Source organism: Moorena sp. SIOASIH, from assembly GCF_010671925.1.
GTDB lineage: Bacteria > Cyanobacteriota > Cyanobacteriia > Cyanobacteriales > Coleofasciculaceae > Moorena.
Map to the genome: position 1 here is coordinate 97,311 of NZ_JAAHIH010000003.1, position 20,996 is coordinate 118,306.

The 20,996-nt window shown below is 43.8% G+C and carries 19 protein-coding genes and 1 pseudogene; 11 read left to right on the forward strand and 9 right to left on the reverse strand.

Annotated features, from left to right (window positions below; genetic code table 11):
• Nucleotides 1-517: 517 nt before the first annotated feature.
• Nucleotides 518-1,327, reverse strand: a complete 810-nt coding sequence (locus F6J90_RS15530; protein ID WP_293095140.1) for a hypothetical protein — start codon at nucleotides 1,325-1,327, stop codon at nucleotides 518-520.
• Between the two features lie 162 nt (nucleotides 1,328-1,489).
• The gene (locus tag F6J90_RS15535) at nucleotides 1,490-1,618 is read right to left on the reverse strand and encodes a hypothetical protein (RefSeq protein ID WP_293095143.1); all 129 of its coding nucleotides are present in this window, start codon (nucleotides 1,616-1,618) and stop codon (nucleotides 1,490-1,492) included.
• 962 nt (nucleotides 1,619-2,580) lie between these two features.
• Here F6J90_RS15535 and F6J90_RS15540 point away from each other — a divergent pair.
• The 4 genes from F6J90_RS15540 (at nucleotide 2,581) to F6J90_RS15555 (ending at nucleotide 7,019) form a co-directional block, all read left to right on the forward strand.
• On the forward strand, nucleotides 2,581-2,706 hold the full coding sequence (locus F6J90_RS15540) for a hypothetical protein (RefSeq protein WP_293095146.1): 126 nt from the start codon (nucleotides 2,581-2,583) through the stop codon (nucleotides 2,704-2,706).
• Between the two features lie 60 nt (nucleotides 2,707-2,766).
• On the forward strand, nucleotides 2,767-5,019 hold the full coding sequence (locus F6J90_RS15545) for a ribonuclease R family protein (RefSeq protein ID WP_293095149.1): 2,253 nt from the start codon (nucleotides 2,767-2,769) through the stop codon (nucleotides 5,017-5,019).
• Between the two features lie 496 nt (nucleotides 5,020-5,515).
• Nucleotides 5,516-6,133, forward strand: coding sequence for a flavin prenyltransferase UbiX (locus F6J90_RS15550; RefSeq protein WP_293095152.1), 618 nt, complete (start codon nucleotides 5,516-5,518; stop codon nucleotides 6,131-6,133).
• Between the two features lie 214 nt (nucleotides 6,134-6,347).
• A complete protein-coding gene (locus F6J90_RS15555) occupies nucleotides 6,348-7,019 on the forward strand; it encodes a hypothetical protein (RefSeq protein ID WP_293095154.1) in 672 nt (223 codons plus the stop codon).
• 119 nt (nucleotides 7,020-7,138) lie between these two features.
• On the opposite strand, the gene F6J90_RS15560 is transcribed toward F6J90_RS15555, so the two are convergent.
• On the reverse strand, nucleotides 7,139-7,339 hold the full coding sequence (locus tag F6J90_RS15560) for a hypothetical protein (protein WP_008190624.1): 201 nt from the start codon (nucleotides 7,337-7,339) through the stop codon (nucleotides 7,139-7,141).
• 680 nt (nucleotides 7,340-8,019) lie between these two features.
• Here F6J90_RS15560 and F6J90_RS15565 point away from each other — a divergent pair.
• Complete coding sequence (locus F6J90_RS15565) at nucleotides 8,020-8,568, forward strand: shikimate kinase (RefSeq protein WP_071105227.1); 549 nt, start codon at nucleotides 8,020-8,022, stop codon at nucleotides 8,566-8,568.
• Between the two features lie 326 nt (nucleotides 8,569-8,894).
• On the opposite strand, the gene F6J90_RS15570 is transcribed toward F6J90_RS15565, so the two are convergent.
• Both F6J90_RS15570 and F6J90_RS15575 read right to left on the reverse strand, forming a co-directional pair.
• Entirely contained in the window at nucleotides 8,895-10,076 is a 1,182-nt protein-coding gene (locus F6J90_RS15570) for an aldo/keto reductase (RefSeq protein WP_366513804.1), read from the reverse strand.
• 106 nt (nucleotides 10,077-10,182) lie between these two features.
• Nucleotides 10,183-10,344 (reverse strand): hypothetical protein, encoded by a 162-nt coding sequence (locus tag F6J90_RS15575; protein ID WP_293095161.1) that lies wholly within the window; start codon nucleotides 10,342-10,344, stop codon nucleotides 10,183-10,185.
• Nucleotides 10,345-10,576: 232 nt separating this feature from the next.
• Between F6J90_RS15575 and F6J90_RS15580 the strand changes: the two genes are divergently transcribed.
• From F6J90_RS15580 to F6J90_RS15590, 3 genes are all read left to right on the forward strand, one after another.
• Nucleotides 10,577-10,951 carry a transposase gene (locus tag F6J90_RS15580; protein WP_293095164.1) on the forward strand — a complete coding sequence of 125 codons (375 nt, stop codon included), beginning with the start codon at nucleotides 10,577-10,579 and terminating at the stop codon, nucleotides 10,949-10,951.
• A 674-nt stretch (nucleotides 10,952-11,625) separates the two neighbouring features.
• The gene (locus tag F6J90_RS15585) at nucleotides 11,626-12,255 is read left to right on the forward strand and encodes an IS607 family transposase (RefSeq protein WP_293095167.1); all 630 of its coding nucleotides are present in this window, start codon (nucleotides 11,626-11,628) and stop codon (nucleotides 12,253-12,255) included.
• Nucleotides 12,242-13,366 carry a transposase gene (locus F6J90_RS15590; RefSeq protein WP_293095169.1) on the forward strand — a complete coding sequence of 375 codons (1,125 nt, stop codon included), beginning with the start codon at nucleotides 12,242-12,244 and terminating at the stop codon, nucleotides 13,364-13,366. The genes F6J90_RS15585 and F6J90_RS15590 overlap by 14 nt, the downstream gene beginning before the upstream one ends.
• A gap of 30 nt (nucleotides 13,367-13,396) precedes the next feature.
• Here the strand turns inward: F6J90_RS15590 and F6J90_RS15595 are convergent, their stop codons facing one another.
• On the reverse strand, nucleotides 13,397-14,275 hold the full coding sequence (locus tag F6J90_RS15595; protein WP_293095172.1) for a hypothetical protein: 879 nt from the start codon (nucleotides 14,273-14,275) through the stop codon (nucleotides 13,397-13,399).
• Between the two features lie 72 nt (nucleotides 14,276-14,347).
• On the opposite strand from F6J90_RS15595, the gene F6J90_RS15600 reads away from it, so the two are divergent.
• The gene (locus F6J90_RS15600) at nucleotides 14,348-14,518 is read left to right on the forward strand and encodes a hypothetical protein (protein ID WP_293095175.1); all 171 of its coding nucleotides are present in this window, start codon (nucleotides 14,348-14,350) and stop codon (nucleotides 14,516-14,518) included.
• 282 nt (nucleotides 14,519-14,800) lie between these two features.
• On the opposite strand, the gene F6J90_RS15605 is transcribed toward F6J90_RS15600, so the two are convergent.
• The 3 genes from F6J90_RS15605 to F6J90_RS15615 form a co-directional block, all read right to left on the reverse strand.
• Nucleotides 14,801-15,901, reverse strand: coding sequence for a DUF1565 domain-containing protein (locus tag F6J90_RS15605; RefSeq protein WP_293095178.1), 1,101 nt, complete (start codon nucleotides 15,899-15,901; stop codon nucleotides 14,801-14,803).
• 180 nt (nucleotides 15,902-16,081) lie between these two features.
• Entirely contained in the window at nucleotides 16,082-16,963 is an 882-nt protein-coding gene (locus tag F6J90_RS15610) for a hypothetical protein (protein WP_293095180.1), read from the reverse strand.
• A gap of 595 nt (nucleotides 16,964-17,558) precedes the next feature.
• The gene (locus F6J90_RS15615; protein WP_293095183.1) at nucleotides 17,559-18,188 is read right to left on the reverse strand and encodes a L,D-transpeptidase; all 630 of its coding nucleotides are present in this window, start codon (nucleotides 18,186-18,188) and stop codon (nucleotides 17,559-17,561) included.
• Nucleotides 18,189-18,414: 226 nt separating this feature from the next.
• Here F6J90_RS15615 and F6J90_RS15620 point away from each other — a divergent pair, with 226 nt between their 5' ends.
• Both F6J90_RS15620 and F6J90_RS15625 read left to right on the forward strand, forming a co-directional pair.
• Complete coding sequence (locus tag F6J90_RS15620) at nucleotides 18,415-18,918, forward strand: hypothetical protein (protein ID WP_293095186.1); 504 nt, start codon at nucleotides 18,415-18,417, stop codon at nucleotides 18,916-18,918.
• Between the two features lie 761 nt (nucleotides 18,919-19,679).
• Nucleotides 19,680-20,939: pseudogene (locus F6J90_RS15625) on the forward strand (transposase).
• Nucleotides 20,940-20,996: the final 57 nt, after the last annotated feature.

Here is a 20,996-nt window from a genome sequence, read left to right on the forward strand (position 1 = left end):
TCAAGGGTTTTGAAAAAATTTTTTTTGGGGTTTTATGGAGAAGTTGCAATTAATTGGAACGTTATAATTAGAGGGATTAAATAGGGAACAGGGAATCGGGAATCGGGAATCGGGAATCGGGAATCGGGAATCGGGAATCGGGAATCGGGAATCGGGAATCGGGAATCGGGAACAGGGAATAGGGAATAGGGAATAGGGAACAGGGAATAGTAATAATATTTGATGATTGTTATAATTTCAGGAACAATATTTATAGCAATTTGCAGATAATTTAATTAGAAAAATGTCAGCTGAATGATGAATGCTGATAGCTGACGATATCAGGTTAATAAACAAAAGCGATACTCTTTGCTGAGCATCGCTTTTGTTGTTAATATAATGTTACTTACAGCGTTTTTGTTACCTATGAGTTACATAGGATTTTTTCCCTGTTCCCTGTTCCCTGTTCCCTGCTCCCTGCTCCCTGTTCCCTGTTCCCTGTTCCCTGTTCCCTGTTCCCCTTCCTATAGCTAATAACTTACGAATCTGAAGGTATTGGCTGGGATTCTAGATACCTCAAAAAAGACATTAACTCATCGTCACTGAGCAGCTGACGCGATCGCTTACCGTAAGTTTGTAGAAGATAGTCTTTCCCCTGTTGAGTTGTCCAACCGAGACGCTTCATTTCTACATTGGTTTTAGTAATGATTTCAGAATGGTCAATAATCGGAAGACTCGATGATCCCATGTCACTGGTGTTAGTATCCATGGTATGTTGAGAATATGACTGGATTGGAGGATCAGGTTGTGGGGTCTGGTAGCTAATTGGCTCCCTCTTCTTAGGGATGTCAGCTGGCAAGGAGGTTTCTACTTCCCTTGAGAAGGAATCATTGCTAAAGTTCCTTGCTGGTTCTACTGATGGGATATTGGCAGCGGTTTCCCTAACCTCTCTAGCTCTTGACTCTGAGAAAGAGTAACTACTGGTGTCACCGGTTCGAGTAGCTTGAGTAAAATGATGATTGGGTTGGGTCTGTTCCTGACTTGCTGAGGTCGAGCCAACATCATAGCGAGGCAATGGTTGCAGCGGCAGATTTACCTCACGCTTTGCTCTGGGATTATCCTTGTTTTGATCAATCCCTTTGGTGCTATCCATACCTAAAGCAGCTAAGGCTCTAAGTCTGGCTTGATCTTCTGCTAATTCAACGGTTTGGGCAGCAGCTAGACCAGTGACCAAAATGGTATCCTCAACTTTAACGGAGCAACGTACTATGTACTGACCATGGTCAATCGCGATCAGATCGCTGATCAAGCTGCCTTGAGGATAACGATCTCGGAACTGAGTAAACATAAAACCATTTCCTGCCCAAATCTAAGCATTACATCATAGCATAGCTTGACCCGAGAACTGTAGCAGAGGGAACAGCGGATCTGGGAACAGCGGATCTGGGAACAGGGAATATGGCATCAAAATTATCTCAATTACGATACGGATTGCTATCAATAAAAACATTCATTTATGAATAGTTTGAGGTTTTATTCCTGCTTCCAGGTAGGATGCCTGCACCTGATCGTCTACAGGCAATCCCCCTCGTGCAATGGGTTCTAGTCTTTGTAGTTTATTCCTGGGAGCACCTGCCAAGTTCTTTACCCCTAGGAAAATTGAGCTTATCTATTGCATTAATATAATATAGCAATCAGTGTCGGAATTGTGAGAATTTTTGTTCCCGACTCCCGACTCCCGACTCCCGACTCCCTTTGCTATATAATAAAAATATCTTTGGTAAGCTCGCGCTAAAGCCTTCTGTGGTTCAAATCTTCAACAGACGTAGGAGAAAGGAATTTCAGTGGTGTTCCTGATCCAGTCGAGCAGTACAGCTAAATAAAACAAAAGTGTCTTTTTCCCAGGCGCTCTAGGAACAGGAAATCAGAGGGCGGGTACCTCCAAGTTCCCCTCGTTGCCCACACCTACTATGTTCCACAAGAGCTGTTATCTCCTGATGTAGTCCGTTGCCTTTTAGCCTACGCAAGTCAGTATGACGATTCAGCAAATCTGAATTTAGGGCGTAAGCGTGACCAATCGGTTGCCCAATAGGTAGACTAGTAGATATAACTGCGGAATTTGGACACAGTTCCGAGGCTGACCAGACTAAGCTAAGCTTCTTTTGCCCCAGGGGCTAAAGCATCGGCAAAGCAAGGGGACTAAGTTACCAGCAAGCTTAATGGTTCCGAGTATTGCAGTGTCTGAACATAAGAGTTCTAGCCAAAGAAACTGGGTGGCATTGGACATTCTCACTCTTGCTCTTGGAATCGGTTGCTTCTTATACATAACTGCCTGATTAGTACCCGTTTGATCACAACTTCGCCAACGAAACAATCGTCCTGGAGCCTCAAACCGTAACTCAAAGAAGGTGCCATGGCGTTTGAATCACTGGCTATTGACCAACCTCTGACTCAAAAATCCTGCAGGCTTTGTTAGGTGAGTCATTAGCCTAAAAAGTTACCCTGACCTTAGTCTTGCTTCGGAACAAAAACAACAGAGTCGGTTAACCAGTTTAGGCAAACCATCAGTGGATACCCTTTCCTGGGAAAGAAACACAAGGGGTGGAACAAGTTCAGCTACCCGGGAATACTGATGCACTATTCTCTGCTGCTGGGGAAGTCTACACCTGGCTTGCCTTTCAATGTTCAGCCGATGACCCGATCGCATCAGGGACTGTCCTACCCTAGCGATCGCATAGTCTTAAGGGCAACAAGCAAAAACCACGATCAGACAAAAAGGATTGTTGGATGGAATTTTCAATCGCTACATTACTTTCTAATTTTACTGATGATAAACTAGTGGCACCCAAAGTCTTAGAAAAAAAACTTGGTTGCCAAGACAAAGACGGTCTCAAAAAACTCCAGATTGCCCTGGATGCACTGGAAAAATTAGGAATTCTGGTCAAAGATCGCGGCAGGTATCGGCGTGTTTATGAAGAAGACGTGGTGGAAGCCAAGCTGCGGTGTTCCAGTAAAGGCTTTTGTTTTGCCATCCAAGAAGTCGAGGGAGCCGATGATATTTACATTCGGGAGAGCAATCTCAGTACTGCCTGGAATGGCGATCGCGTCCTAGTGAAAGTTACCAAAGAAGGTAGCCGACGCCGCTCTCCTGAAGGAGAAGTGCGGTTAATTCTCGAACGGGTCAATCCCTCAGTGCTAGCGCGAGTCAAGGAAATTGGTAATGGTTACCGAGCCTTTCCCCTTGATGACCGACTCTTGTTTGAACTAGATCTTGAACCGGATGAGGAAACCTTAGACAGAGCAGTGGATCATCTGGTTCATGTAGAAGTGCTACGCTACCCCCTCGGACAAAACCCTCCCGTTGGAAAAGTTGCCCGTATTTTAGGAAGTGATGCAGAAGATGCAGCTGACACCGACATTGTCTGTTGTAAGCACGATTTACGCTCTAACTTCCTTGATGAGGTACTTCTAGCCGCTGATAACTTACCGAAAAAGCTGAAAAAATCCGACTATAGCGACCGCCTAGATTTGCGAAAGGTTCTGACCATTACCATTGAAGATAAGCTAGCTAACTCAGAAAAGGTAGTTGTAGAAAACGCCTTTACTCTAGAAAAAACTGAAACAAATCAGTGGCAACTGGGGATACATATTGCTGATGTGGCTTACTTTGTCCCTCAAGACTCTCCCTTGGCGGATGAAGCCAGAAAAAGGGGTACAGCAGTTTATCTGTCCGATGTGATATTGCCTTTACTACCGGAAGCTGTTACCCAGCTTTGTTCCCTAGTACCAGGTCAAGACCGCTTAACCATGTCGGTACTACTCACTCTAGACGAAGCTGGTAAGGTAGTAGAATATCAGATTCAACCTTCCATAATCCAGGTACACTACCAGCTCAGTTATGAGCAGGCTCAGTCCCTTCTGGGGGGACATGAGGAAGCTGACTCAGAATTGGCACCTGTGGTGGACATACTCAAGGAACTGTTTTTTACCTTGAGTCCAGCAGTCAGGGCGCAACGAAAGCAACGGGGTGCCTTTGACCTAAATTTGTCCCAGATTCGATACCCCTATAAAGATGAAGGAAGAGTGGGGGCTCTGGAGGTTTCTTCAACAGTACCAATGCAGTCTTTGTTGAAGGAATTAGTGATCTTAGCCAATCACGCCATAGCTACCCACATCCAAGCCCTAGCTTTGCCAGGGATTTACTGTGTCCAGGGGCTACCGGATTGGGATGGGCTTCAGGATTTGATTAGGTTGGGCACAAATCTAGAGCTAGATATGCAGCTTGAGCAAGAGGAAACTATTACCCCTCAAGACTATCAGGGCTTTACCCAGCTATTTGCCAAATCCATAGCACCTAAAGTATTGATCTATTTGTTGTTATCAACCTTAAAACCAACAGGTTATAGTTCTAAACCAGGATTTCACTTTGGTCTAGCATTGGATACTGGCTATACTCACGGAGTATCACCACTGAGGCGCTATGGGGATTTATGGGTACAACAGTTACTACATTTGGTATTTGAAAAAGGAAGAGACCGTCGTTCTACCCGTTCCAAAGACCGGGTAAATCTGAATCATAGCAGCTGTCAAGGTAATATAAACTGGAATGTTTTACCACCAGAAATTCACCAAGAGTTAGAAAATCAGTTAACTACATTAATTCCCCATCTCAATGACCGTGAAAAAATCACCATGGATGCAGAGATGGATTTACAGGGCTTAAAGAAAGCTGAACAGATGAAAGAGCGTACAGGAGATATCTTCAGTGGGCTGATTACTGGGGTTCAATCCTACGGCTTTTTTGTCGAAATTGAAGACTTGTTAGTAGAAGGATTGGTTCACGTTAGCTCTCTCAAGGATGACTGGTACGAGTATCGCTCCCGTCACGCCTGCCTAGTGGGTCGCAAAAATCGCACTGCCTATCGCTTAGGCGATCGCGTTGAAGTCCAAGTCAAGAGTGTGGATTATTACCGTCAACAAATTGACCTGGTAACCGTAAGCGGCGGTAGTTTTGCTAGTAACGAAGATTTAGAGGAGTAAATTATTAGTGAGTGGTTAGTAGGTTACTAGAAGGTTAACTAACCACTAACCACTCACTACTCACTACCAATGAGGGTGCATCTCATATTTGTAAAAAAAGGGATGTGTGGGGCCCGGGCGCGGTAATTTTATGAGAATGTTTGCCTAATTGAAAAAATGAGATTCACCCTACCAATGAAATGATATTAAGTCCGGTTAATCACTTATAATATTATTGATGATAATAGGGTTAATTCCTTTTTGTTAATTAACAATTTGAAATTCACAATTTTAAATTAACAATTGACGAACACCCTTCAATGATAAGTATTCAACCAGAGTAAGCATATGCGCTACGCGCACGCTACTTGAGGTGCTATCAGCTATCAGCGGTCAGCGATTAGCGCTATGCGCACGCTACGCGAACGAGGTTTAATTTAAGCCGTCAGCTGACGGCTGACGGCTGACAGCTGACGGCTGAATACTTACCAACCGGACATGATCTGACTACTGACTAATGACAACTCCTTTAATTATTGGTGTCACCGGTGCATCTGGGCTAATCTATGCTGTACGGGCTTTAAAATATTTACTAGAGGCTGACTATGCTATTGAACTGGTGGCCTCAAAATCTACCTATATGGTTTGGCAGGCAGAGCAAAATATTCGTATGCCTCCAGAACCCGATCTACAAGAACAATTCTGGCGTCAGCAAGCAGCAGTCTATCAGGGAGGCAAACTCATTTGTCATCGGTGGGGGGATGTGGGAGCCAGCATTGCTAGTGGTTCTTTCCGTACTTTAGGAATGCTGATCATGCCCTGTAGTATGAATACCGTAGCGAAAATGGCTGCGGGCTTCAGTACTGACCTGCTGGAGCGTTCAGCAGATGTTCAAATTAAAGAAGGGCGTAAGCTAGTAATCGTACCTCGTGAAACACCCTTTAGCTTAATCCATCTGCGTAATCTTACCAGGTTAGCAGAAACAGGAGTTAGAATTGTGCCAGCTATCCCGGCTTGGTACCATAACCCTCAAACCATCGAAGATTTGGTGGATTTTGTGGTAGCTCGTGCTTTAGACCAGTTAGACATTGACTGCATTCCCCTAAAACGGTGGCAGGGCAGAAGTACTGATTAGCTTCAACATAGTTATCATGATAGGTAAGCACATAAAGATATCGGAAAGATGGGGAAAATAGGGCAGATTTCAAAGAGGAAGTAGTAGGAGGATAAATCGTCAGACTTTTCTGCCTTGAGCCGGACCTATGCTGATAAATTTTCATCACCCCTCAACCTTTAACCTGTAACCTTCAAGCCCTTGGTTTATGTTTAGGATTATTATATTCTTATGTTTGGTAATAGGTGGATTAGCACTGTTTGTTGTTGATAATTGGTTGCCAGTGCTACCGTTAGTCTTTCTAAACATGAAGACACCACCTCTACCTCTAGCCTTGTGGATTGTTGGTGCGGTTGGAGCTGGGGTTCTAACCAGCATCAGCCTACGACTCCCCAATTACCTGGCTTGGGGTTACTCTCGTCGAAATTCTGAATCACCAGACAACGAGCCATTATTTTCTGAATATAGCCGTCGTGAAAGTTATCAAACCGAGATGAGGCAGGATAAAACTCGTAAGCGTCCGGCCTCGAAACAAAAGTCAAAAGATGATCCGGTCTCAGATTGGGAAGAAAGTAGTAGTCAAGAGTGGGACTTTGAGGAAGATCAGAATTCAGATCGAGTTTCATCAGGTCGCCAAGGGGTTAAGCAAGATTCGACCTCACACACCACTAAAGGGGATCCCGCTAGCTATGACCTGAGCGAAGAACCCGAAAGTAGTGAGCAAAGTGACTCTGTTTATTCCTATAGTTATCGGAAACCTGGCAATTCAGGTGTTGGTAAATCCGAAACAGTTTACGATGCCAAGTATCGAGTAATTAATCCACCTTACAAGACGGTAGCTAAGCAGTCTGAAGAGGATGAAGAAGAAGAGGACTGGGGGTTTGAGGATGATGAAGACTTTGAATAACTGTCACAAGCCTTACTGACGGTTGATTTTTTTATAACTAGCAATACAATAGCAGCCAAGGTAGTGAAAGGTCACTCCTTGGCTGTCATTGTTAGATAATTACTCAATGATCCATTTGGCTAATGATTCATTTGTTCGCGAGATTGTTGCCTCACGCGACCAGTCATAGCGGCTTCCTGTAAGGCCATAAAGGCATCAAGATCTGCCAAATCGTACTTTTTATGTTTTTGATGGAGCATCCTGCGTAATTTATCCTCGGCTTCTATGGTTAGATAACCGGTGGTGAGAGCTTGTTTGACAATGTCACGAATTAGCAACATTTACTTTGTTACCCCTACTTTAGATGGAGTGACCACTAGTGAAAACCAGTAGATCGGTTTAACTATCTGTTTCACTAGTGGGATAGTTTTGTGAGACACCGAAATCAGCTGCTTCATCAGGTAGTTGAGTGCCAGGGATTAGAAACTATGTGTTACACATATTTGAGTCTCCCTGGTCTAAAGAACCGGGGATTATTTTACCCTCGTGCCAAGCTTGGACTTGCATGCAGTCCAAAGCATGACCAGGCTTACGGTGGTCAAACACCGCTTACCCAGTCTGCTTAGGCCTAAGCCTAAGCTTCTGGCTACTTTTATAATCACGGCGGTTTTAACCGCCTTGTCTTGCTTCCTCCGCCACATAGCCACATAAATGATGACGGTTTCCAAGCTCCCGTTTTCTGGATGCAGTCGCAGATGAGGAAAACCACGCCAGTCGCTCATAGGGAGGGGCTGTGTGCTAAGGCTTACGGGAGCACCTTAGTAAGCCCAGTGGGCACCCCCTTTGGCCTCACTGGCTCCGCAAAACCACGGTACATCGCTTTTTTTGGGATGAAGTTTAGATGAAGCTATTGTAAATAGTAGCATAAATGTGAAAGGCTGTCTCGCAGTGGGAATCCTATAGTGGTACGGTTGATTAGGTGAACTAAGGGTAATCACTGATTAAACTGGGGAGGGCATGCGTGAATGACTTGTTGAAGGGCATCAATGTTTTTCTGATTGGCATGATGGGCGCTGGCAAAACTACTGTTGGAGGTTTACTAGCTAGTGAGCTAGGCTATGGTTTTTGTGATACCGATGCCCTGATTGAGCAAATTGCAGGTAAAACGATTAACCAGATATTTGCTGACGACGGTGAAGAGACCTTTCGACAGCTAGAGACTCAAGTACTATCGGAACTATCGGCTTATCAGCAATTGATCGTTGCTACAGGAGGCGGTATTGTGCTGAAACCCCAGAATTGGAGTTATCTGCATTATGGTCTGGTGGTCTGGTTGGATGTACCTGTGGCAATGTTAATCGAACGCTTGCAAGAGGATACCACTCGCCCCTTATTACAGAAACCTGATCCTGGTTTAGAATTGCAGAAAATTCTTGACCAAAGACGGAGTCTTTATGAATTAGCTGACCTTCACATCTGTGAATATTCTGGGGAGACTCCACCACAGATTGCTTCACGAGTGATCACAGAGATTCCGAAAGTTCTTAAAAAATCTACACAAAAAAATTAAGGTCGTGTCAGTTTGAATACTTATCTTTCTGGATATTTCTAGGTTGATAGCCAATTAACACTTAAAAATTAAGTAAGCATTCAGCCGTCAGTGGTCAGCACTCAGCTTATTTTATTCAAAAACATGGGCTATGGGCACGCTGCGCGAACATTAGCGTGCCCATAGCCCATAAGCACCTCAAGTAGCACCATCTGTAGCGCATTAGCTGATAGCTGATACGCGACACGCTGAATGGTTACCAAAAATTTTGGGTTTAAAGCCCCGTCCTTCTAGGACGGCTTTTTAGTTGACACTTTTATAGCGCTAGAGTTGTTAAAACCCATTAATTATTGTTGAGATAGGCGTTTGACTGGTTCACCCCCTAATAAGTTATGGGCATCTTCCAGAAAAGCTGGTATTAGATCAGCATGAGGACTTTTACGCAAACATTGGCTCAGGTCTAATTCTCTGACCCGATTGGCTGGGGCACCAGGAAACCAGTGACCCGCATTAGTTAAGAGGTTGTACCGCATTTTCGCATACTCTACCAGATCGTACGCGATCGCTAAATTCCTCAACCACAAAATCACTGGAATATTTATACCGCCTGGGGTTTCTGAATGGGTGGGTAAACCAATGTGCCAACTTCGGAACCAGTCTTCTCCCAATTTTGCGATCGCTTCTGACTCCAAACCCTCTAAAATCGGTGCTAATATTTCCTCTGAGCGCTCCAGAAGTTCTACAGCTTTGAGGTGTTCATCAAAATCTGATGGTTGAGATGCGCCTAGACTCAAGGTATGGACCTGGGGATGGCTCAAACAAAACAAATCATTAAACACCATTGGGCTAAGGGGAGCACAAAGTTCCACTAACCGTTGTGGTGGTTTATAGAGCATACCCCCTTTATCGGAAGGGCTAATGATGAACACCCCCATATCGTAACGAGTAGCGGCTTCAATAGCAGGCCAATTTGATTGATTAATGTAATACCAGTGCAGGTTAACGTAGTCAAACTGGTCGGTTTCAATGGTGTTAACAATTACATCTGTAGGACCATGGGTGGAGAAGCCAATAAACCGTACCTTACCCTCTGCTTTAAGCTGTCGGGCCACATCTAAATAACCACCGGGACGGATAGTGTCATCTAGCAACTCAGGGGTATTAATCCCATGGATTCCCAGTAGGTCAACATAGTCAAGTTGTAGGAAAGCGAGGGATTGATTAAACTTACGGCGAAACTCTTTGGGGTCAGGCTTAGGAGTAACTTTAGTCTGAACAATCAGTTGTTCTCGGGGAAATTTGGGCAAAATCTCTCCTAATTGCATCTCAGAAGTACCATAGCCACGAGCAGTTTCTATGTGATGAATGCCAAGCTCTAGAGAACGGCGGATTGTTGCTTCCAAATTCTGTTGATGATCTCGGGGAATTTGCTCCTTGGGAACATCCTGCCACTTGAACTGGTATCGCATACCACCACAGGAAAAGACTGGCATCTGTAACTCTGTACGCCCAAATCTTCGATATTGCATCATAAACGTGCTTTGAACCACCCAGCTGCTAGTGTCTGCTCTTTGATCATCTAACTACTTTTACATTACTTTACAACGTCAGCATTCAGCCGTCAGTATTCAGCCATCAGCATTCAGCCGTCAGCATTAAGCCGTTAGCATTCCGTAACTCAGCATTATTCGAATGCTTACCTGTTGTCTTGATCCAATAGCGAGTGGTTTTGGGTCTGTGTGGGTCACCTGCGTCCGCACCGCTGTTTGCCCCGTGGAAACCACGCCAGTTGCTCATGGGGGGAACCCCCACAGGTCGGCACTGGCTCACGGTCATCTCAAGCACCATTAGCAAGTTCAGGTAATGTGACCTCCCCTGTTCCCTTGCTGCATCGCTGATTCAAAGGCTGGTAAGCATTCAGCTGACGGCTGAATGCTTACCAGCCTCGAATGTTAAGGCAATCGGAGCTGGCGTTTCCCAAGCTAGTCAGGTACAATGAGGATACCTCAGATAATTCTGCTCAAGAACCATGAAAGCCTACTCTGTTGATCTTAGACAAAAAATTATTGATGCTTATAATCAAGGCAATATCTCTCAACGTAAGCTTGCTCAACAGTTTAATGTTGCCTTAAGCTTTGTTCAAAAATTACTCAAACAGTATCGAGAAACCGGAAATATTGCTCCCAAAGTTCGAACTAAACAAACTCCGATAAAACTTACCCCAGATCAATTAGCTATTCTCCGAGATCTTGTCATCAAAAACAATGATGCTACCTTAGATGAACTCCGGATTTGGTTAGCGGAAGAAACGGGAGTTTTAATTGGTCGTTCTACAGTCGATAGAATGGTGAAACGTTTGAATTTAACCCGTAAAAGAAACCATAGACGCCACAAACAAAAATAAATAGGCAAAAATAAATTCAAAAATAAATTCAAAAATAATCTTTATATAGCACTACGCATTCAGATTAGGACATTGTCTTGATGCAGTCGCTCATGGGGGTTTCCCCCAAGACCGCGCTGCATCGCTCCTAAACTCCGAAACTTAGTCATAGCTGACTTCTGACTTCTGACTTCTGAGTTCTGACTTGCGCGTAGCGCTATATTTCATGGATAATGGATACTGGGGCAATGGGGAATAATGGTCATCTTATTGATTCCCCATTACCTCATCCCAATTAACAAAATTGTAAGCAGTCAGCGGTCAGCGGTCAGCTTAAAATAAACCTCATTTGGGAGAATTTAAAGGTGCGCTTGACCCATTAAGAATTAAATTCACCACGGGTCCCACCTAATAGTTCGAGATTTTATCGAATTCAAAGTCTCGGTAGTAAGCATGCAGCCGTCAGCTGATAGCTGATAGCACCATCTGTAGCACCATCTGTAGCACCATCTGTAGGCCATTAGCTGATAGCTGATACGCGACACGCTGATAGCTGATAGCTGACTGCTTACCCAAAATTTAGGGATTATTTGATAAGTGATTAACCAGAGGCGTAACTATTAGCCTAATATCTCGGCAAACCTTGTCAATAATCATCAACTAAGATAGACTAGGTTTGTAGAGGTTAAAGACTCATGAAAAAGTATGTCACCCCAAAGGAAGCGGCTCAGCACTACGGGGTCTCGATCACAACCCTTAGACGATGGGACACAGACGGTAAGCTCGACAGCATCAGAACTCAAGGAAACCAACGAAGGTTCTGCGTCGAAGGAGAAGCTCCGCAAAGTAAGCCGATTGTGTGTTATGCAAGAGTCTCTACCCATTCCCAGGGAGATCACCTCGACAGACAAGCTCAATTTCTACGCTCAAAATACCCAGACGCGGAAATTGTTACAGAAGTTGGATCGGGACTCAATTTTAAACGGAGAAAGTTCCTCAAAGTACTGGAACGAATATACTGCTCTGATATCTCAGCATTTGTCGTGGCCTATTCAGACAGAGCGGTCAGATTTGGATTCCCGTTACTTGAATGGTTATGTCAAAAAAGTGGAGTCAAGCTCGTGGTTCTCAATGAACGCAAGTTATCCCCAGAACAAGAGCTCGTTGAAGATATCTTGTCCATCCTCCACTGTTTCTCTGCTAGGCTTTACGGACTCCGAAAATACCAAAAACAAGTCACGAAAGCGGTACAAGAAAAAACCTCGGAACCAGACAGTGAAGTTGACACCAAACAGTGTCTTGAAGATCAGGGTGTTTCCATCTAAAGAACTTCATAAAGTTTGGAAAAATTGGCTCAATGCTTATCGTTGGATCTATAACTGGTCAATAGCTACAATCAAAAACGGCTACCAAGGTAGTGCCTATGACTTACAGAAACTAGCCAGGAAGGCTGATAGACCCGAGTGGGTGAAAACATTACCTGGCCATCAGTTACAAGAAGCTGTAGCAGATGCGATCGACGCAGTCAAGCAAGCTAAAGCTAACAGAGGTTTCGCTAAATTCAAGTCTTGCCGAGAAACAAGTCAGGTGATTAAATTCAAGGCCGGAAACTTCAAAAAAGGCTACTGGTACCCAACAAAAGTTAAGGGTTTGTCATTCCGTTCACCTCAAGGTTTCCCTAGTGAGTGCATTTACGGTACTCAACTAGTTTGGGTGAAAGGTAAATGGTACGGAATTTTTCCTGAATACATTGAACCTACTCCTACTGAAGAGGATAAGGTCATAGCCTTAGATCCAGGTATTAGAACATTCCTTACTGGGTTTGATGGTGAACACTATATTGAGATAGGTAGGAGCGACATTGGTAGAATCCAAAGACTTTGCCAGCAACTAGATCGGTTAATGAGTCGCATTGACTTAAGCTCTGCAAAAAGGCAGAGACGTTCGCGAAGCGTGCGCCAAAGCGCAGCAATGAGGAAAGCTGCCCATCGTTTACGTCAAAAGATTCAAGACCTCGTTAAGGACTGCCATAACAAGTCAGCTTCTTTTCTAATTAACAATTACAAACTTATCTTTTTGCCGACATTTGAAACATCTCAAATGGTCGTCAAGTCAGCCAGAAAGTTAAACAAGAAAACAGCTCGCAATATGCTGACCTGGAGTCATTACAAATTTCGCCAGCACTTAACTCAAATGGCAGATCGTCATGATGTAAAGGTTGTCTTAGTTAACGAATCTTACACTAGTAAAACTTGCCCAGAATGTGGTCAAATTCACGAAAAATTAGGCGGCAGTAAAAAATTCCAATGCCCAAAATGTGGCTTCTCTTTACCACGGGATTGGAATGGCGCGCGGAACATAATGATCCGCGCTTTGTCGGCAACAACCACCAGGTTTTCACCTGGTGCTATACAGATCATTCCTGCTGATGGGTAGGTTTAGAGAGGTTAAATGTTGCACTTAATCTCAAATATCTTGAGCTGCCCGCTGAATCAGATGACGAGCAACAGTTTGAATCCCAGTATGCTCATAACAATTGGTGCTAGCATCTAGAAATGCCGCTACATAGTCTAACTTGTCATCAGCAACTTCTATGAAGCCACCCAGACGCTCAAACAGTGACTCAGGGCTTAACCCAGTAGAGGAAATTAAATTATCCATCCAGTCACCAACTGCGTCAAACGTGTTACTGATAAATCCCTGTTTATCGGATTCAGGAATTGAGTCACTGAGGGCTTCAAAGGCAGGATTATCTGCTAGAGCGGACTCCCCTCCTTCATCCAGGCTATTTCGGACTTTAGAGATGAAGTCAACACCGAGAGGAATTAGACCATCGATGCAAACTAAGGCTACCATCCGCATCAGAGCTTCCTTATGATAGTTTTCTGTCACAGAAGCAGCAAAATCTACCGGATTAAAGCCAAGGCCGTGAATCTTGCTATGAGCGATCAGTTCTCCGACGAGTTTTATACTCAAATCAACAGATTGAACGGTGTCAGCTTTGGGAGTCAGTTTGTCTAAGAATGGGATCCAACTCAAGGTATCCCCGACTTTGTCAGCTAAAGCTGCTGCTGCGATCGCTGTGTCAGTATTGTCAAGAGTTTGGTAAATCCAGATAGCTGTTTGGTATCCCTGATCAGGGTCTTCGTACAGCTCAAGGGCGCGGGCGCGAATTGACTCAATCACATCTGGATCTGTTTCCCCTGTAACTGAGCTAATTGTATTGTCAAAACCGACGAGATTTTCCCATTCCCCCGGAACAATAAAATCCAGGACATTCAGTACTGTTACGGTTATATTATCCGTTGGAAGTTCGTCAACTAATTCAATAATTGATTGACCCATTTTCAGTTTTTTTAACTATAAACTTCTCTCACGAAAACATACACAATTATAAATGTCAATTGTGAAGAAAGTATGAACATAATCCGTAAGCTATCAGCTATCAGCTATCAGCTATCAGCTATCAGCTATCAGCTATCAGCTATCAGCTATCAGCTATTAGCCAAATGCCTTGGCATTTGGCCACGCTACGCGAAGGCCACCCTACTTGAGGTGCTTATATCATGTCGGGATAATTACCCTTAATAAAAATCTCCCCATCTCCCCATCTCCCCATCTCCCCACCCTCCGCCACTTAATTATGGGTATTCAACCAGACTTGATATTATGGGGGCTTGGGCACGCTACTTGAGGTGCTTTTGAATAAAACAGGTAAGCAAAAGTTTAATTTCTGTTAGGTCTGATGTCAGGGATTCATAAAGCTGACAGCTGACAGCTGACGGCACATCAAGTAGCACCATCTGTAGGGCATATGCTTACAATAACCCTAATCTAATCGGCTTTGCTTAGGGAGCATACTGAGCCAAACTAATTAACGTCAAAGTCTACAGGAAATTCAGGAGAACTTGGTTGAGCTTCTAGCAGTGCAGCAACCCCATCCCCTTTGAGCTGATTACCAATTACTAATAGCTTTTTGCCAGTAACATTGTAAATGTCATAACGCTCATTGCCTTCAAAAAGGTTATTTCCAGGAGTACTAGCAGTGCCTAAATCTGGCTGAGATTGGCTAATCGCTACCAAGCCATCCCTACTATTGTTGATAATTTGGTTCTCGCGCAACACAGGACGTGCAGACCCTTCAATCACTACCCCGTCAATGTTGTCACGAATCTGATTATTTACTACCAAGGGTGAACTGTTGCCCCCTATCGCCAAACCATGACCGGTTTGCTCAATAATATTGCCCCGGATTTCTCCTGTTGCTTCCCGAGTTACAGAAATACCGTTTCCTTGGTTATTGGCAAAACGATTATTTTCAATCAGAGGGTTTCCTTTACCACTAACAAACACTCCTTCCCGATGGCTATTGATAAAGGTATTGTTACTAATGATGGGATTGGTGGATTCTACCCACACACCACTCCCTCTGGTATTAGGATTAGTAATAGTTAGTCCCAGAATCTGAGCATCTTGAGCTGCCAATATCGTTACATTCTGACCTGCCCAAGTGCGACTGAGGTAAAGACCCCCACCAATTATCACTACTCCTTCACCTCTAGCGGACTTGTTTCCCTGGAGAATCATGCCAGGTTTGAGTTTAAGGGGAAAGGTTTCTCCCTGTTCAACGGTGTACTGACCTGGCGCTACCTGGATAGTAGCTAAGGGACGAGCTTGCTTTAAGGCATAGGTAATGGTTTTGAAGGGATTAGCAGTGCTTAGACCAGCGTTTTCGGTGTCTGTACCCTGCTCAGAATCCACGTACAAAACTTGCTTTATCCCTGGCGGCGACTGGCTAGGGTTCGGTCTCGGTAAGGTACGAGTAGGAAAATTGTCTGGTGTTGGTCTACTTATCCCGTCAGATGAATGCCATTGCTCACAGCCTGTTACCGCTAAAGCAATAATTAATCCAGCAGCAACTAATACAAAGTTAGGGGATTCAGTTAGCTTAGAAACTTTGTATTGCAGCATTTTCAAGGTCAGTACTCAACTTGATGGGATGAAAATTTTATTCAAGTATTATAAGTATTATTCTAGTACATATTATTCTAGTACTATTCTATTGAACATTTTGCACCTTTTTGAGTATAGACGTTCCATGGAACGTCTATACTAATCACTGGTCATTTAGGGTGAGCAGTTACCACTACCCTAGTCAATTTCTTCAGCAGCACGAAGAATTAAATGACGCGCAACGGTTTGAATGCCAGTATGCTCATAGTAGTTAGTACTAGCGTCTAGAAATGCCGCCACATAGTCTAACTTGTCATCAGCAATTTCTACAAAACCCCCGAGACTGTCGGAGAGTGAATCACGGCTTAATCCAACAGAGGATACTAGATTATCCATCCAGCCACCAACTGCATCAAAGGTTTGAGTAATGAATCCCTGTTGATCGTCATCTGGGATTGAGTCCTTGATGGCTTCAAACTCATCATTATTGGAAAAGGATGATTGATCTCCTTCTTCCAGGGTATTTCGTACTTTAGACACGAAGTCTGCACCAAGAGGGATTACCCCATCAATGCACACTAAAGCTACCATCCGCATCAGAGCAGCTTTATCATAGTTCTCCTGGATAGAACTGGCAAATTCAAAGGGATTCAAGCCAACCTTGTGAATTTTGCTATGGGCAAGTAGTTCCCCCACCAATTTCAGACCCAAGTCAAGCCCCTGAAGCTTGTCCGCTTTAGGAGTCAGTTTCTCTAAAAACGGGATCCACCTAAAGGCATCCCCGACTTTGTCAGCTAAAGCTGCTGCTGCGATCGCTTTGTCAGTTCTGTCAAACTTTTGATAAATCCCAACGGCTTTTTGGTATCCCTCATTCGGGTCTTCGTAGATGGCGAGGGCGCGATCGCGAATTTTCGTAATCACCTCGTAATCCTCTTCCCCAGTTAGCTTGCGAATGGTGTGGTTAAACCCCACTAGGTTTTCCCACTCACCTGGGATCACAAAATCCAGTGCGTTCAGGATTTTTACGGTTAGGCTATCTGTTGACAGTTCATCAACTAACTCAATTATTGATTTACTCATAAAAAACAAGTTTGAAGTTTGGAAACCCCCTTTATGGGGGGCCGGGTCGGAAAAACGAACGTCAAGTGCGGTTTTCACCCTGCTACCTAGCCTCGGAGGTTTGAAGCCCCGTCTAGGCAACAGGGGGGTGCTGACCTTAATATTTTCTCTAGATAGTTTCTCTAGATAGTTTTCGGTTAGTTTAACCTACACCATCATAACTATAACAATCGGATTTGAGTTGTGAAACTCTCCAACACCGGAAGTGGAGCAACAGACCAGAAGTCGGGGGAGAGGGCCAATAATTTCACCATTGGTTAGTTGAGCGCAAATCAATTGGGAGTGCCCTAAGCGTGGGTTCTATTTAACTAATCGCTATCTTAAAAATTAATAATTAATTATGAAGAGCTAGGGGCTCGACTCTCTAGTTATATCATGTCGGGATAATTACCCTTAATAAAAATCTCCCCCATCTCCCCATCTCCCCATCTCCCCATCTCCCCATCTCCCCATCTCCCCATCTCCCCACACTTCCCAAACTTCCCACCCTCCCTCTAATTATGGGTATTCAACCTGACTTGATATTATGGGGATTAACCTATTCCGGCAGAGGATGTCAAGGCTGTACGATTACCGGTGTTCCTATAGCCACCTTTTCAAATAAATCTCGGACATCTTTATTGAGCATTCGGATGCAACCGTGAGAAACAGCTTGTCCGACGAGTTCCTCAGCAGTTGTTCCATGAAATCCAATATAATTCTTCCCATTTGTCCAAAAACCAATCCAGCGATCGCCAAGGGGATTATTCGGCCCTGGAGGAATTACTTCACCTGTCCAGGGATGCTCCCAAGCTGGATCCTGAAGCTTTTGGATCACTTCAAAATTGCCTGTTGGTGTTTCCCAACCCGCTTTACCAATGGCAATTGGGTAAGTGTTTAGCACTTGAGCCGCTTGATAGACATAAACACGACGTTCACTCAATTTAATTACCAAACGAGTAATTTGAGTAGCCTCTGCTGGGATGTCTTCTTCTAGAGGAAGATATATATCCGGGTCTCCAAGGGGTGGCAATTTTGGGGTTTCAATTCCAGGCAATTGATTTTGATGTAAAACCTCTTTGGTAGTAGCGTCAGGACTACTGGTTTTTTCAGAGGCAGCTACCTGCTGTTGCTCATGAAGTATTGGAATTACTATACTCAAGCAGAGTAGCATTAAGCTCCGAGATAGCAATTTACCTCTCACCATTCTTAATTATTTTTTAGTTATAACAACTTTATAACATCACTTTAATATACTTGAAAAGCAACATTAGCAAAAACTTTAACACTCAGGCCATGAGTGATGTTTGGATAAACCAATATTAGTAAATATACTGATAAACTATTCCGGAAAAAATCTATGATTTCCGTAGATTTTACAGTAGATTCGTTAATTTGAAATTCTTCGATTAACAGAAATATCAATTAAGTTGATGCTCAAAATTAAAAACTTGAATGTCTGGACAGGGACTACTTTGTCACTGCTGCTGTGTACCCTTGCTATGGCTCCCGCTAAGGCTAACCCAATGGGTGAACAAGCCCAAAACCGGATCCTCAAACAAGATCGGGGGCAAGAGCTTGACAAAGGTACTATCAAGAGTATCGTTGGCAATATGGTAAAGGTTAAGCTTGACAACGGTGACAGCAAAACTGTTTGGCTACCGACTTCCAAGCTCAGGCAATTGCATTTGACAGAAGGTAAGGAAGTCTTGATGGCTGGGAATCGTATCGTTAATGTGGTTAGTTCAAGTGATTTGGCGAGTTCAGAGACTCGCAGGGTTACCAGTAGTGTTACCGAGGTGTTAGAGTCTCTCCAACAGAGGCGTATCGAACGGATCAACCGTATTCGGAGAACTTTCATTTCCACTCCTGTACAGCCAAATGTGACAACTCCTCCTCGAACCCCAATTGGGATACCTGTCAGAGCACTGTGGTAGCGACGGGTGCGCCTACCTGTGGGGATTTCCAGGGGGCTGACAAGGTGCGATCGCATACAGAACTCAAACCATCAACGACTGCATTAACACAATGGTTGATAGTTAACGGTTGCCTTGATGGTTGACAAGAGTTTCTGATAGTTATGAGGTACACAGGATTTTTTTCCAGTGCTCTTTTCCCTGTGGTCTGTTCCCTCTATTCCCATAAAAAATATCGCCCGGAGTTTTAACTCCGGGCTAATCAATAAACTCCATTAGATGATTTCTAGGCAAGAGGACTGAATTGACTTGCGGTGGGCTCTAAGTTCCTGGCTGGTTATTGGGATAAGTGCAAGATTTCAGGTCAACCTTCCCTGATCGCCTAATTATAGCGCTACGCGCAAGTCAGCAAGGTTCTTGCGTCAGAACTCAAAAGTAAGCTAGGACTAGGTTTCGGAGTTTAGGAGCGATGCAGCGCGGTCTTGGGGGAAACCCCCATGAGCGACTGCATCAAGACAATGTCAAACATCTGAATGCGTAGTGCTATACCTGATCTGTGATCGGATAATTCTATCTGTAATGTCGTGATTCATCTCACCGCTAAATCAAAGATTATAGCGGTGAGACGGGGCTTATAAACCCTGGAAGTAAATTCCAGCGACAGCCCCTCATGAATCACGACCAATAAATTAACAACGCGATAGCGTTACCTTTGAAAGCTTAGGTTTTTGTGATTCTAACAAAGTAGCAACATTTCGATAGACTTATGTTAAACTAGAATTATGTTGACACTAAACTACGAGTACAAGCTAGTTCCGACAAAAGAACAAATCGCCATCATTGAGGATATGTTGGCGGTTTGTAGAAAGGTGTAGAATTTTGCATTACGTGAAAGAAAGGACTGGCACAACAGTAGGAAGTGTTCACTAAATTATTGCTCTCTTGAAAAAGAGTACATTATTCCAGCGGATAACACATATCCAGGTTATAAAAAACAGTCAGCAAGTTTAACCAAAGCTAAAAAGTATAACCCCGAACTAAAAAGTATCAATGCACAAGTCCTACAACAAGTGCTTAAGACACTGGACAAAGCATTCACGAGCATGAAAAGGCAAGGACATGGATTGCCTCGATTCAAAAATAAGTATCGAATGCGTTCATTTGTTTTTCCTCAGTTCAAAACTAATCCTGTTAGTAATGATTGGATTAAGTTACCCCAAATTGGAAGGGTTAAGATGCGATTATCACGATCAATTCCAGAGGGATTCAAAATCAAGCAAGTCAGGGTAGTTAGAAGAGCTAGTGGTTATTTTGCCATGTTGGCACTCCAGAGTGATATCAGTGTTCCTGATACACCGGCATGGGGTCATCCATTGGGGATTGATGTTGGGTTAAACAAGTTTCTAGCAACTTCTGATTATGAGTTGATAGAGCGTCCTAGATTCTTGAACGAACTACACAGTAAGCTGAAATTGCTACAACGTAGATTGAAGTTGAAGAAAAAAGGGTCTGCAAATAGACACAAACTCAATCATAAAATTGCCAGACACCATCAAAAAATATCGGATACCCGAAAAGACTTTCACTTTAAACTGGCTCATCATTTATGTGACCAAGCTGGCATGATATTTGTTGTTGGCGAAGCCTGTCCGAAGGACATGGACTTAGATTTTAGAACTTGGGCAAAAGGGATGTTAGGGAAACACACCCTTGATGCTGGGTTTGGTCAGTTCTTTCATATTCTGGCTTGGGTGTGCTGGAAAAGGGGGGTGTATTTTGACAAGGTTGACTACAAATACACCAGTCAAATTTGTCCAAACTGTGGAACCCATTCAGGCAAGAAAGACTTATCTGAACGGGTTCACATATGTTCTGAATGTGGTTACGAATCAGATAGAGATGTTGCAGCAGCCCAAGTGATTTGTCAACGCGGTATCGCTGCGGTCGGGCAGGTCGTAGATGAAATTGACTGTGTAGGCGTACTGTCAGGGGTTGGTAACAGCCTAGATAAGTGCCGCAAAAGCAGTAAACCTAAGTCGTGAGGTTTAGGAATCCCAGCTCCGTAGGAGCCGCTACGCGAACGTTATAATCTCCGATTT